Origin of the sequence: Actinomadura sp. GC306 (assembly GCF_004348665.1) — a bacterium.
In the GTDB taxonomy this organism is placed as follows: Bacteria; Actinomycetota; Actinomycetes; order Streptosporangiales; family Streptosporangiaceae; genus Spirillospora.
On sequence record NZ_SMKM01000194.1, the window covers coordinates 1 to 13,166 of the forward strand.

At 71.7% G+C, this 13,166-nt stretch carries 14 protein-coding genes; 8 read left to right on the forward strand and 6 right to left on the reverse strand.

Annotated features, from left to right (window positions below; genetic code table 11):
* The 4 genes from E1200_RS23505 to E1200_RS23520 all read right to left on the reverse strand — a co-directional run.
* Window positions 1-949: DUF5954 family protein (locus E1200_RS23505; protein ID WP_131954239.1), on the reverse strand; the 949-nt coding region annotated here is incomplete at its 3' end.
* 120 nt (window positions 950-1,069) lie between these two features.
* Window positions 1,070-2,338, reverse strand: coding sequence for a cation:proton antiporter (locus tag E1200_RS23510; protein ID WP_131954240.1), 1,269 nt, complete (start codon window positions 2,336-2,338; stop codon window positions 1,070-1,072).
* 187 nt (window positions 2,339-2,525) lie between these two features.
* Window positions 2,526-3,896: an endo-1,4-beta-xylanase gene (locus E1200_RS23515; RefSeq protein ID WP_131954241.1), complete on the reverse strand. Its 1,371-nt coding sequence runs from the start codon at window positions 3,894-3,896 to the stop codon at window positions 2,526-2,528.
* A complete protein-coding gene (locus E1200_RS23520) occupies window positions 3,893-4,165 on the reverse strand; it encodes a hypothetical protein (RefSeq protein WP_207933506.1) in 273 nt (90 codons plus the stop codon). The genes E1200_RS23515 and E1200_RS23520 overlap by 4 nt, the downstream gene beginning before the upstream one ends.
* A gap of 439 nt (window positions 4,166-4,604) precedes the next feature.
* On the opposite strand from E1200_RS23520, the gene E1200_RS23525 reads away from it, so the two are divergent.
* From E1200_RS23525 to pabB, 3 genes are all read left to right on the forward strand, one after another.
* Window positions 4,605-5,402 carry an SAM-dependent methyltransferase gene (locus E1200_RS23525; RefSeq protein WP_243708781.1) on the forward strand — a complete coding sequence of 266 codons (798 nt, stop codon included), beginning with the start codon at window positions 4,605-4,607 and terminating at the stop codon, window positions 5,400-5,402.
* 43 nt (window positions 5,403-5,445) lie between these two features.
* Window positions 5,446-6,081, forward strand: coding sequence for a nitroreductase family protein (locus tag E1200_RS23530; protein ID WP_131954242.1), 636 nt, complete (start codon window positions 5,446-5,448; stop codon window positions 6,079-6,081).
* A gap of 117 nt (window positions 6,082-6,198) precedes the next feature.
* Window positions 6,199-8,379, forward strand: a complete 2,181-nt coding sequence (gene pabB, locus E1200_RS23535; RefSeq protein WP_131954243.1) for an aminodeoxychorismate synthase component I — start codon at window positions 6,199-6,201, stop codon at window positions 8,377-8,379.
* A 21-nt stretch (window positions 8,380-8,400) separates the two neighbouring features.
* On the opposite strand, the gene E1200_RS23540 is transcribed toward pabB, so the two are convergent.
* Entirely contained in the window at window positions 8,401-9,264 is an 864-nt protein-coding gene (locus E1200_RS23540) for an SAM-dependent methyltransferase (protein WP_243708782.1), read from the reverse strand.
* Window positions 9,265-9,379: 115 nt separating this feature from the next.
* Here E1200_RS23540 and E1200_RS23545 point away from each other — a divergent pair, with 115 nt between their 5' ends.
* Window positions 9,380-10,264 carry an NAD(P)H-binding protein gene (locus E1200_RS23545; RefSeq protein WP_131954245.1) on the forward strand — a complete coding sequence of 295 codons (885 nt, stop codon included), beginning with the start codon at window positions 9,380-9,382 and terminating at the stop codon, window positions 10,262-10,264.
* Between the two features lie 63 nt (window positions 10,265-10,327).
* Complete coding sequence (locus E1200_RS35265) at window positions 10,328-10,459, forward strand: hypothetical protein (protein ID WP_279484929.1); 132 nt, start codon at window positions 10,328-10,330, stop codon at window positions 10,457-10,459.
* Between the two features lie 101 nt (window positions 10,460-10,560).
* Here the strand turns inward: E1200_RS35265 and E1200_RS23550 are convergent, their stop codons facing one another.
* Window positions 10,561-10,746: a type II toxin-antitoxin system Phd/YefM family antitoxin gene (locus tag E1200_RS23550; protein ID WP_165950433.1), complete on the reverse strand. Its 186-nt coding sequence runs from the start codon at window positions 10,744-10,746 to the stop codon at window positions 10,561-10,563.
* A gap of 52 nt (window positions 10,747-10,798) precedes the next feature.
* Between E1200_RS23550 and E1200_RS23555 the strand changes: the two genes are divergently transcribed.
* From E1200_RS23555 to E1200_RS23565, 3 genes are all read left to right on the forward strand, one after another.
* Window positions 10,799-11,947: an RNA-guided endonuclease TnpB family protein gene (locus E1200_RS23555; protein ID WP_131954247.1), complete on the forward strand. Its 1,149-nt coding sequence runs from the start codon at window positions 10,799-10,801 to the stop codon at window positions 11,945-11,947.
* Between the two features lie 109 nt (window positions 11,948-12,056).
* Entirely contained in the window at window positions 12,057-12,614 is a 558-nt protein-coding gene (locus E1200_RS23560; RefSeq protein ID WP_131954249.1) for a TerD family protein, read from the forward strand.
* A gap of 5 nt (window positions 12,615-12,619) precedes the next feature.
* Window positions 12,620-13,166 (forward strand): TerD family protein (locus E1200_RS23565; protein WP_165950434.1); only part of this gene is annotated, 547 nt, incomplete at its 3' end.

The window sequence follows — 13,166 nt, forward strand, 5'->3', positions numbered from 1 at the left end:
GGTCGGTTGTGTCGTGGTGGTCTTCGTCGCAGGGGCGGGGGGACTCGGGGCCGTCGCGGCCGAGGCGGAGCATGCGGCAGACGCGGACGGTGCGGAACTCGCGGCCGCGGACGGTGATGCGGTGGCCGCGGGACGCCCTGATCTCGTCGGCGAGTGCCGTCCACTCGGCGAGTTCGGCTGGGCTCGCGGGGTCGCCCTCGAACTCGCGGAGCCGGGGGAGCAGGCCGGTGAAGTGCCGCGCCAGCCGGTCGCGGCACTGCTCCGGGTCGTCGCCGCCGGTGAGCGGCGCCCAGGAGTCGCCGTCGACCTCCACGACGGTGAACGTGGGCGGGAGCAGCACCACGCCGGGATGGGTCCGGAGCGCGTGGCGGGCCTCGGTGCGGATCATGTCGGGGACGGTGCCGGCGACGGGGAGCCGTGCGACGAGGTTCAGCCGGAGCTGGGCCTCCCACTGGCCGCACGGGGCCGGCGGTTCGATCGGGTGGTCGCGGAGCAGCCCGTCGGCGGTGAGGTCGGCGTCGGTGGCGCGCGGCGGCTCCATGACCCGGTCGCCGATCAGGATGAACTTCTCGACCCGGATGATCCGGTAGCGGCGGTCGCCGATCTCCCATTCGTCCTTGGCGAGTTGCGGGCCCTCCTCGGGGTCGAGCCGGGCGGCCGCCGCGAGCATGGCCTCGGCGGTGCCGGGGTCCGGTTCGCCGGCGGCCGCCTTCCGCAGGTCCATGGCCAGCCCGTACCGGGCGGCGGACGGGTCATCGGAGCCGAGGCATCCGATTCGCCACTCTTTTCCTTTTTGCAGTGCATGGCCGAAAGAAGGGGACCCGGCGGGCAGGATCTTGGGATAGCGGAGAATGCGCTCGCCGAGTTCCCTGTCGCGCACCGCCGCGACCGGGTCGAGGTCGGCGACCACGTTGATGTGGTCGAACCCGTGCATCAGCGGGAAGGTCATTCCCGCATCCTGGCCGTCCGGCTCGCATTCCCGCACGGGTTTCGTGATTTCCCCCGGCGGGCTCGCGGCAATTAACCGGAATGAGAATATCTGTGCAATGTCCAGTCCGGTTGGGGCGGGTCAGAGTTGTTTCGTTGGCTCGGACGATTCGGTTTTCTCGGGCGGGTCGCTCTTCGCGGCGGGCTCGTCCTGCTCGTCGTCCGAGCGGTCGAACCAGGCGGGGACCTCGCGCGCGTTGTCGAAGCCGCGCGCCACGAACCCGTCGGTGGACGAGTGCAGGATGATCGACAGCGCGATCGTCGCGGCGACGAGGTGGAAGATCTGGTCGCCGGCCGCGATGCCCGATTCCAGGACGATCAGCCCGTACACGACCGAGGCGAAGCCCTTCGGCCCGAACCACATCGCCGCTGCCTGCTCGCGGGCGGTCAGCTTCGAGCGCAGGAACGAGACCCAGATCGCCACCGGCCGCGCGACCACCAGGGCCAGCACCGCGAACAGCCAGCCGGTCCAGCCGACCTCGCCGAGGAACGTCGGCGACAGCAGCGCGCCGAACACCAGCAGCGCGCCGAGCTTGAACAGCTCGGCGATCAGCTCGCCGAACTCCTCGAACTGCTCCTTGTAGTGGTCGCCGACCGTGGCGACCGTGACGCCGGCGGCGAACGCGGCGAGGTACAGGTTGCCGTGCGTGGCCTGCGCCACCGCGAGGACGAGCATCCCGATCGCGAGCGCGTTCAGCGGCTCGAACTTGGGCGAGACCGCGAACAGCCGGGTGCGTTCCAGCGCCAGCGCCGCCAGCGGGATCACCACGCCGATGACGATGCCGAGGGAGAGCTCGATCGCCAACTCGTCGATGTGCAGGTCGTCCGAGCCCTGGGCGATGGCCAAGAAGATGATGACGAACGGCAGGGCGAGGCCGTCGTTGATCCCGGACTCCACGTTCAGCAGGCGGCGCAGGCGCGGCGGCACCTTCTCGTTGCCGATCAGCGCCGCGGCGAACACCGGGTCGGTCGGCGCGAGCACGGCGCCGATCAGCAGCGACTCGATCCAGCCGAGGCCGACCACGTAGTGCGCGAGCGCGGCCGTGATGAGCAGGGTCAGCGGGAGGCCGCCGGCCAGTGCGCGTCCTGGCAGCCGCCAGGCGCTGCGCACCTCTTTCCACCCGGCGTGCATGCCGTCGGTGAAGAGGACGGCGAACAGCGCCAGCTCGGCGAGCGTGTTGACGATGTCGTCCTCGGGCTTCAGCACGAGCACGTCGGTGACGCCGTGGCCCAGCAGGAAACCGCCGACCAGGAACAGGGCGGCCGTCGACAGGACGGTGCGGTGGACGAGGGCCGACACCAGGACCGCGAGCAGCAGGAGGGCCGAGAAGACCAGCAGGAGATTCGTCATCCGGGAACTTTCCAACTTCGACGTACATGCATGCCGAACCCGGACAGACCCGGCGCATCAGCCCCACGACTTTAATGGTCCCGCCTGCGGCACCGGAACCCCGGGTCGCCAGGCCGGACGATGACCGGCACGGCGGCATGGGAGCCGCCGCCGTGCCGGTCGCCCGGGGTGGATCGTGGGGGACGGGTCAGGGGGTGCCGCAGGCGAGTCCCGGGTCGGAGACGTCGCCGTTGGGCGCGCTCGCCGTGAAGCCGAACGAGGCGGAGGCGCCTGCCGGGATGTTGGCGTTCCAGCCGGCGGGCTTGACCGTGACGACGCTGCCGCTCGTGGACGGCGTGCCGTTCCAGAGCGCCTGGATGCTCTGTCCCGACCTCATGGTCAGCACGGCCGTCCAGGAGCTGACCGCGCTGCTGCCGGCGGTGATGGTGACCTGGCCGTTGAAGCCGTTGTTCCACTGCGAGGTGCGGGTGTAGGTGCAGGTGACGTCGCCGTCACCCGGGTCGCCGGGATCGCCCGGGTCGCCGGGGTCGCCGCCGAGGGCTTCGAGGGAGGCGTCGTACGCGGGCTTCTTGTTGTAGTTGTCGTCGAACAGCAGGGCCGCGCCCTCGCCCTCGAAGACGTCGGGGATCCAGGAGTACTTGTCGGTGATGCCCCACACCGTGATGCCCTTGCAGCGGGTCACGGCGACGCAGGCGGAGACGACCGACCGGTAGTCGGCGGCCTGCTGGGCGAGCTTCTGGCTGTTCGGCGGGGTCTGCATCCGGATGTCGAGCTCGGTGATGTAGACGTCGACGCCCAGGTCCGCGAACCGCTGGATGTTGGCCTGGACGTCACCCGGGACGCTGCCCACGATGAGGTGCCCCTGCAGCCCGACGCAGTCGATCGGGACGCCGCGGCGCTTGAAGTCCTGGACCATGGCGTAGACGGCGTCGCTCTTCGCGTTGCGGCCGTCGATGTTGTAGTCGTTGTAGCAGAGCTTGGCGGTGGGGTCGGCCGCGCGCGCCGCCCGGAACGCCTCCTCGATGTAGCCGTCGCCGATGACGCGCTGGAAGACGGTGTCGCGGCGGGCGCCCGTCCCGTCCTCGAACGCCTCGTTCACGACGTCCCAGGTGGTGAGGTCGCCGCGGAAGTGCCCGGCGACGTTCGCGATGTGGTTGCGCATGACCTCCAGCAGCTCGGTGCGCGAGGAGATGCCCTCGACCCAGCTCGGCAGCTGGCTGTGCCAGACGAGGGTGTGCCCGCGCACCTCCATGCCCTGCGACCGCGCGTGCTGGACGAGCTGGTCGGCCGCGCTGTAGTCGAACGAATCGCGGGACGGCTCGGTCGTCTCCCACTTCATCTCGTTCTCGGGCGTGAGCTGGTTGAACTCGCGATTGAGCGTGTTGACGTAGGCCGACTCGCCCATGTGGCTCTGCGCGGCGGCGGTGCCGAAGACGCGCCCGGTGGCGGCGGCCGCGTCCTTCAGCGTGCTCGCCGCCGCGGCGGGGGGCGCGCCGGCGACCAGGCCGGCCAGGAGCAGTGTCGCCGCTCCGAGCACCGAGGTGAGTGCTCTTCTCATGGTTTCGTTCCTCCTTGGGGGTGGGCGGGGGGCTCAGCGAAACCCGGCCCCCCGGCTTTCGGGGGCCCCGAGATGAGAGGTCCTGAGTCCTCCGGTATCGACCACGAGTTCCGGAGGGTGTTCCTCTCCCACTGCTTGTTCATCGTCGTGTCGTTCGCGCCGGTCGCCCCGGTGACGTTCACGACCTGCGGTTCCCGGCCGTCGATCGAGACGGCGTACTTCAGGCCCTCGGTGGAAAGCCGCCGGTTCCACTTCTCGGTGCCGCGCATCATCGGCGCCTCACCGCGCGCCGCACGCCCGGCAGCGGAGGCCCCACCCCCTGCTCGACGGTGGTCTCCCACTTGCCCGCGACGTCCCGCACGGATCCGGCGCGGTCTGTCCATCGGCTGTCTCCTCACTGCGGGAGCGGCACGGCCGTCTCGAAAGTTTTCGCCATTTTTCGAGAGTCGATTGGAAAGTAGCCCTGGGTGTCCCTCTCGTCAACCACTCTTTTCACTCCAATCAGGCCGCATGGGTTCTGATCTGGGGTCATGCCCTTCCGGCCATGCGTCCGAAATGTTTCGGAGGAGTCGAGTCGATCTTTCTCCTGCCGGGCGTGGCCAAGTCGGCACTTATCACCACGCGGAGCCATTGGAACGCAATAGAGTGTCCGGAACGGCCTCGGCCCTCGGGGTGGTGGGCCGGCGAGCGCGCACGAGAGGCCCGGCTTTGACGAACGAGGACCAGCCCGCCATCGACCTGAAGGTCGACGTCGCCCATCCCGCGCGGATGTACGACTACTACCTGGGCGGCAAGGACAACTACGAGGCCGATCGCGCGGCCGCCGAAGCGGCGCTGGCCGCCGCTCCGGAACTCCGCGCCATCGCCCGGGAGAACCGCGCGTTCCTGCACCGCGCGGTGCGGCACCTGGTCGATTCCGGGGTCCGGCAGTTCCTCGACCTCGGCGCCGGGCTGCCGACCCAGCGCAACGTCCACGAGGTCGCCCAGGAGATCGCGCCCGAGACGCGCGTCGTCTACGTCGACAGCGACCCGATCGTCCTGGTGCACGCGCGGGCCCTGCTGAACGGGCTGGGGCGGACGGCCGTCGTCCAGGCCGACGTCCGCGAACCGGAGCGGATCCTCGCGGACGAGCAGGTGCGGTCGCTGATCGACTTCGACCAGCCGCTGGCGGTCATGCTGGTCTCGGTGCTGCAGTTCGTCCCCGACCGCGAGCCGGAGGACATCGTCGCCCCGCTGCGGGACGCGATGCCGAGCGGCGGCTACCTCGTCGTCTCGCACCCCACGCAGGACTTCCGCACCAGCCAGGTGAACGAGGTCGCCAGCACCTACACCCGCGCCAAGGCCCCGGCCGTGGCGCGGCGCAAGTCCGAGATCGAGCGCATCTTCGACGGCTTCGAGGTGCTGGAGCCCGGCATCGTCCAGACCCCGCTCTGGCGGCCGGACGGCCCGGTCACCCCCAACCTCGATCTCATCTGGATGTACGGCGCCGTCGGCCGGAAACCCTGACCCGGCCGTCCCTTCCGACCAGACCTTCCCCCCGAGAGGTGACATGGACGTCATCGAGGCCATGAAGACGACCGGCACGTGCCGCTACTTCCGCGACGACCCGGTACCGGACGAGGTCCTGATGCAGGCGTTCGACGCGGCCCGGTTCGCGCCGCAGGGCGGCAACCGGCAGCCCGTCCGCTGGGTCGTCGTCCGGGACAAGGACCGCAAGCGGCAGCTCGCCGAGTGGTACCTCGGGCCCTGGAAGGCGTACCTGGGCGGCATCGACACCGGGGAGATCGGCGTCGGCGCCCTGCCGAAGGCCGTCACCGACGCCGACCACTTCGCCGAGCACCTGCACGAGGTCCCGGCCATCGCCGTCCTGTGCGCCGAGATCGACGGCCTCCACCCCACCGACCTGGAGCTCGACCGGTTCAGCGTCGTCGGCGGCGGGTCCATCTACCCGACCGCGCAGAACTTCTGCCTCGCGCTGCGCGCCCAGGGCGTCGCCAGCGCCCTGACGACCCTGCTCGTCCACGCCGAGCCGAAGGTCAAGGAGCTGCTGGGCATCCCGGACGGCGTCATCACCGCCGCCCACATCGCGGTCGGCTACCCCGAGCACGGGTTCCCCGCCAAGCTGTCCCGCACGCCGGTCGAGGAGATCGTCTTCGCCGAGACCTACGGCGCCCCGATGGGCTGATCCGCCGCGCGGCGGTGGCCGTCCGGCCGCCGCCGCGCTGCCGGTACCCTCGTGCGGCGAGGCCGGGCGGCGGGGCGCGTGGTGCGCCCGGCGCCGCGCCGGCCCGTGGGGGATGCCGTGCGGACGCTGATCATCGACAACTACGACTCGTTCACCCACAACCTGCTCCAGTACGTGGCCGAGGCCGGTGCCGAACCGGTCGTCGTCCGCAACGACGAGGTGCGGTGGACGTCCCCCCGCGACCTGCACCGCGTGCTGCGCCCGTACGACAACGTGATCATCTCGCCGGGGCCCGGCTCGCCGGAGCACGACGGCGACTTCGGCATCTGCGCCAAGGTGATCGAGCACGCGCGGATCCCCGTCCTCGGCGTGTGCCTCGGCCACCAGGGGATCTGCCACCTGTTCGGCGGGCGCGTCCGGCCCGCCCGGCAGGTCCGGCACGGGCGGACGTCACCGGTGGAGCACACGGGCACCGGCCTCTTCCGGGGCCTGCCCTCGCCGTTCTCCGCCGTCCGGTACCACTCGCTCGCCGTCGCGGACCTCCCGCCGGTGCTGGAGCCGGTGGCGTGGACGTCCGACGGCGTCCTGATGGGGGTGCGGCACACCCGGCGGCCGATCTGGGGCGTCCAGTTCCACCCGGAGTCGGTCTGCACCGAGCACGGCCGCCGCATCATCGGCAACTTCCTCGACCTCACCCGCGAGCACCTCGGCCGCAAGGGCCTCCTCCGCAGGCGACTCGCCCGCGCCGCCGCGCCGTCCGCCGCCGCCCCCCGGGCCGCCGCGCCGGGACCGGCGGCGAAGTACCGGGTCCTCGCACGCCGGGTCGATACGCCCGCGGTGGCCGAGGACGTGTTCGGCGCGCTGTTCGCCGGGGCCGACCGGGCGTTCTGGCTCGACAGCAGCCGGACCGGCGAGCACGGCGGCCGCTTCTCGTTCATGGGCGACGCGACCGGCCCGCTGGCGCGGGTCGCGACCTTCGACGTGGCGACCGGGGCCCTGACCGTCGAGTCGGCGGACGGGACCACGCGGGTGGAGCGCACGTCCTTCTTCGACTGGATCGACGCCGACCTGCGCGCCCACACCGCCGAGACCCCCGACCTGCCGTTCGGCTTCCGGCTCGGCTGGGTCGGGTACCTCGGGTACGAGCTCAAGGCCGAGTGCGGCGGCGCGCGGGCCCACCGCTCCCCGCACCCCGACGCCGCCATGATCTTCGCCGACCGGGCGGTGGCGTTCGACCACCGGGACGGGACCGTCCACCTGCTGGCCCTGTGCCCGGCCGGCGACGAGCGCGCGGCGCGGGATTGGCTGGTCGGCACGGCGGCACGGCTGGCCGGGCTGCCCGCCCGGCCGCCGGGCGCGCCGGCCCCGGCCGCCGACCCGCCGGCGGCCGGCGGGCTCGCGCTGCGGCACGGCCGGCGCCGCTACCTCGACAAGATCGCCGCCTGCCGCCGGGAGATCATCGCCGGGCAGACCTACGAGGTGTGCCTGACCAACATGCTCACCGCGCGGGTGCGCGCGGACCCGTGGGACTTCTACCGGCTGCTGCGCCGCCGCGACCCGGTGCCGTTCGGGGCGCTGCTGCGGTTCGGCGGCCTGGCGGTGCTGAGCGCCTCGCCCGAGCGCTTCCTGCGCGTCTCGGCGGACGGGCGGGCCGAGTCCAAGCCGATCAAGGGCACCCGGCCGCGCTCGGCCGACCCCGCCGAGGACCGGCGGCTGCGCGCCGAACTGGCGGCGAGCGCCAAGGACCGCGCCGAGAACCTCATGATCGTGGACCTCGTCCGGCACGACCTCGGCGGCGTCGCCGAGACCGGGTCGGTCGAGGTCGACCCGATCTTCGAGGTGGAGAGCTACACCACCGTCCACCAGCTCGTGAGCACGGTCCGCGCCACCCTCCGCGCGGACGTCTCGGCCGTGCGGTGCGTGCGGGCGGCGTTCCCCGGCGGCTCGATGACGGGGGCGCCGAAGATCCGGACGATGCGGCTTCTCGACCGCCTGGAGGAGGGGCCGCGCGGCGTGTACTCCGGTGCCCTCGGCTACTTCTCGCTGTCGGGGGCGGCCGACTTCAGCATCGTGATCCGCACGGCCGTGCTGTCGGCCGGGCGCGTCGAGTTCGGCGTCGGCGGTGCCATCACCGCGCTGTCGGACCCGGACGCCGAGTTCGAGGAGACCGCGGTGAAGGCCGCGCCGCTGCTCCGCCTCCTCGACGCGCCGTTCCCCACGGACGGGCCCGTGGACGGGCCGGGGGGGCGGCGGCGGTTCGCCGAGGCGGACGGTTCGGCGCGGGCCGCGGCCGGCTGAGCGGCCGGGTCACCGGGGCCGTCAGCCTGGGAGCTTCGCCAGGCCGCCGTAGGCGGAGACCTCGGCCGGGGTGGGCGCGGGCGGCTCGGCCGGGCCGCGGCGCCACCGCGACACGAGCACCACGCCGGGCGGGACGAGGTCGAGCCCGCGGCCGGCGAAGACGAGCCGCTCGAACTCCCCGGCCGTCCGCGGGCGGGTGCGCACGCCGTCCTCGCGGTACGCCGCGGACGCCGGCCGCAGCCGCGGTTCGTGCTCGGGGGTCACGTGGCTGGCGAGGACGTAGCTGCCCGGCGGAAGGGCTTCGATGAACGTCCGGACGATCTCCTCGGGCCGCTCCTCGTCGGGAATGAAATGCAGAATTGCGCTGAGTATCAGCGCGATCGGCTCTTTGAAATCCAGGACCGTGTGCACGAGATCGCTGCCGACGATCGCCTCCGGAGCGCGGATGTCGGCGTCCAGGTAACCGACGCTTCCGCGGGGATCGGAGACCATCAAGGCGCGGGCGTGCGCCAGCACCACCGGGTCGTTGTCGACATAGGCGATGCGCGCCTCGGGGACGATCTCCTGGGCGACCTCGTGCACGTTCGGCGAGGTCGGGATGCCGGTGCCGATGTCGAGGAACTGCCGGATCCCGGCCTCGGCGGCGAGGTACCGGACGCCGCGCAGCAGGAACCGGCGGTTCTCCAGGGCGCCGATCCGGATGGCCGGGAAAGCCTCCTCGATCCTGTCCGCGGCACTTCTGTCGGTGGCGAAGTTGTCCTTTCCGCCGAGCAGATAGTCGTACACCCGGGCGGACGACGGATGGGTCGCGTTGACGAGCGGGCGCTGGGCCTCGCACTCGGCGTCATCGGCGGGCGCGGTGCGGTCTTCTCCTGGGGATGACACGTTCCGGTAACTCCACGCTCCTGACGGCGGCAGGGGGAGTAGCTTAACGCGGGCGGACAATGCCGGAGAATTCCGGATGCCGTCGCCTCCCGTAATCAAGTGATCGGGGAACGTGATGAGGATCGCCATTGCCAGTGCGTCCGGCCGGCTCGCGCGCAGCACCGCGGAATACCTGCTCGAAAAGGTTTCCCCCGATGACGTCGTCCTCGTCACAAGGAACACGGACGCCCTCGCCGGGTTCGCCGACGGCGGGGTGGCCGTGCGGTACGGCGACTACGACCGGCCCGAGTCGCTGCCCGCCGCGTTCGAGGGGGTCGACCGGCTCCTCCTCGTCAGCCTCCACGAGCTCGGCCGCCGCGTCGCCCAGCACCGCAACGCCATCGACGCGGCCGCCGCGGCCGGGGTGCGGCACATCGTCTACACGTCCTACATCATGGCCGACCCGGCCGATCCCGGCTGCCCCTCCACGGTCGTGCCCGATCACCTGCGCACCCACGAGCTGCTGGACGCCTCCGGCCTGGAGGTGACCTACCTGCGCCTCGGCCTGTTCGCCGAGACGCCCGTGACGCAGATCCTCCCGCCGGCGATCGAGCGCGGCATGCTGGTGGACAACACCGACCACGCCAAGGGCGCCTTCGTGCACCGCGACGACTGCGCGGCCGTCGCCGCCGCCGTCCTGGCGTCCACCGGCCACGAGGGCAGGACGTACGACGTCACCGGGCCCGAGCTGCTGGGCTTCGACGACCTCACCGCGCTCGCCGCGAAGATCACCGGCCGTCCCGTCGGCTACCTCAGCGTGCCCGACGACGAGCTCGACGCCCAGCTGCGCGCCGCGGGCGTGCCCGACGACGTGCGGGGCATGATCGTCTCCTTCGGGACGGCGCTGCGCGCCGGCTACGGGGAGCCGCTGACCGACACGGTGCGGCGCCTCACCGGCCGTCCGGCCCGCCCGATCAGCGACCTCATGGAACGGCACCGCGACCTTCTCGCGGGCTCCTGACGCGACCGCGCGGCGCCCCCGGGGCCGTCCCCCGAAACAACGTGGGCGGGGTATTGACAGTGCGTGCTGATAGCGCAAACCTCCACCCGGACCGAGCTGGGCCGCCTCGTCACTCCCTGGGACACCTTCTCCATGGACGCGACCACCTTCACGCACAACGGGACGCGCTACCTGGTCTGGGCGCAGAGCAGGTGACAACCGGGCGGATCGGCTGCAAGGCTTTCCCCCGGGTGCGGCGAAGGGAATTCGAGGAGGCGACGGCTGTGACCACGATGGAAGGGCGCACACCCCGTCCTTCAGGGCGGGGTGTGGCCGGTGCCGGCCTGGTCTTGCCTGTCTTGCCACCAGTCGTAGGGGACGAGGACGGCGCGGGGTTCGCCGTTCTTGTCCACGATCACGTGTTCGCCCTTGAAGTGGGCGTTGTCGATGCGGCGGCCGAGCTGCGCGCGCAGCTCGTTGGTGGCGAGGCGTTCGGTACTCACGGGCCCGAGCGTACCGACCGTCACGCCAAGTACCGATGGTACTATCGGTACCGTGCAGCTCAGGTACCAGTTCCGGCTCTACCCGACCCCCGGCCAGCAGCGGTCGCTCGCCAGAGCGTTCGGGTGCGCGCGGACGGTGTTCAACGACGCCCTGCGCGCGCGGCAGGAAGCGCACGGGGCCGGGCTGTCCTACATCAAGGACACCGACCTGCAGAAGCAGGTGATCACCGCCGCGAAACGCACAGCCGAACGCTCATGGCTGACGGAAGTTTCGTCGGTGGTGCTGATCCAAGCTCTGTCGGACCTGAACACCGCGTACCGGAACTTCTTCGCGTCGGTGTCGGGGGAGCGGAAGGGCCGCAAGGTCGCGCCGCCCCGGTTCCGGTCGCGCAAGGACCGGCGGCAGGCGATCCGGTTCACCCGCAACGGGTTCCGGCTACGCCCCAACGGGAGACTGAAACTTGCCAAGGTCGGGGACGTGCGGGTGCGGTGGTCCCGGGACCTGCCGTCCGAGCCGTCCTCGGTCACGGTGATCAAGGACGCCGCGGGCCGGTACTTCGCCTCGTTCGTGGTCGAGATCACCGATGGGCCGCTGCCGGAGGCGGCGGCCGAGGTCGGGATCGACCTGGGGTTGACGCACTTCGCAGTGACCTCCGACGGCCGGAAGATCACCAGCCCGAAGTTCCTGCGCCGCGCCGAACGCCGCCTCCGCAAAGCGCAGCAGGCGCTGTCGCGCAAGCAGAAGGGCTCGAAGAACCGGCGCAAGGCGGTCGCGCGGGTCGCGCGGCTGCATGCCCGGGTCGCCGATGCGCGGCGGGACCACCACCACAAGCTGTCCACCCGGCTGATCCGCGACAACCAAGCGGTCTACGTGGAGGACCTCGCGGTGAACGGTCTGGCCCGCACCCGGCTGGCCAAATCCGTGCACGACGCGGGCTGGTCCCAGTTCGTCACGATGCTGGAATACAAGGCCGCCCGCTACGGCCGCACGTTCGCGCGGGTGGACCGCTGGTTCCCCTCCTCCAAGCTCTGCCGAGCGTGCGGGACGGTCGCCCGGGCCATGCCGCTGGACGTCCGCGAATGGGCGTGCCCGTGCGGCGCGGTCCACGACCGAGACATCAACGCCGCCAACAACATCCTGGCCGCCGGACGGGCGGACAGGCTAAACGCCTGCGGAGGGACTGTAAGCCCTCCCGCCTAGCGGAAGGCAGGACCCGGTGAAACAGGAACCCACCTCAAGCCACACCCCACACCGGGGCGGGCAGGGAGGAATCTCCCGCCTTCAGGCGGAAGAGGACGTCAACGTCTCGATGGTGAAGGGCCAGCGGATCTCGCTGGAGAAGCCCGGCGGTGTGCTGAGCATGGTCCGGATGGGGCTGGGCTGGGACGCGGTGAAGAAGAAGGGCTTCTTCGGCTCGCGGGAGCGGGAGATCGACCTCGACGCGTCCTGCGTGCTCTTCGCCGACGGCAGCATCGCCGACGTGGTGTTCTTCGGCAAGCTCGTCAGCGACGACGGCTCGGTCCGGCACACCGGCGACAACCTGACCGGCGCGGGCGACGGCGACGACGAGTCGGTGATCGTCGACCTCGGCCGGCTCCCGGTGCACGTCACGTCGCTGGTGTTCACCGTCAGCTCCTTCAACGGGCAGACGTTCGACCAGGTCGAGAACGCCTTCTGCCGGCTCGTGAACGAGCAGGACGGCGCCGAGATGGCCCGCTACACGCTGACCGGCGGCGGCGCCCACACCGCGATGGTGATGGCCCGCGTCTACCGGCACGGCGACGGCTGGAAGATGAACGCGATCGGCGAACCGTGCCACGGGCGCACGTTCGAGGACATGCTGCCGACGATCGCCGCTCTCGCCTGACCGCGATGACCGAACTCTCCCCGGGCGCCAACGCCGCCCTGCCCGCCGCGCGGGTGACGGCCACGGTGTCCTGCGCCGTCCCGGTGGACGTGAGCGCCCTGCTCGTCGGCCCCGACCTGCGCGTCCGCTCCGACGCCGACCTGGTGTTCTTCAACGCCCCGGAGGCGCCGGGCGTGCGGTGGGCCGACGCCGGGGGCCGGCAGCGCGTGCGGCTCGACCTGGACGCGGTGCCCGCCGACGTGCACGCGGTGCTCATCGCGGTGAGCCTGTCCGGGGCGGGATCGTTCGGGACGATGCCGCCGCCGCAGCTCAGGCTGGCGGGGGACGGCGACGAACCGGCCGCCCTGTTCACCGTCCCCGGACTCGGCCCGGAGAAGGCGATCATCGGCCTGGAGGTCTACCGCAGGTCCGGGCGGTGGAAGGTGCGCGCCGTCGGCCAGGGCTACGCCGGCGGGCTCGCCGAGCTGGTCGAGGCGCACGGCGTCGAGGTGGACGACCCGGGCGAGGAGACGACCATGGGCACCGCCCCCGCGGGCCCCGCCGTAGGCGCCC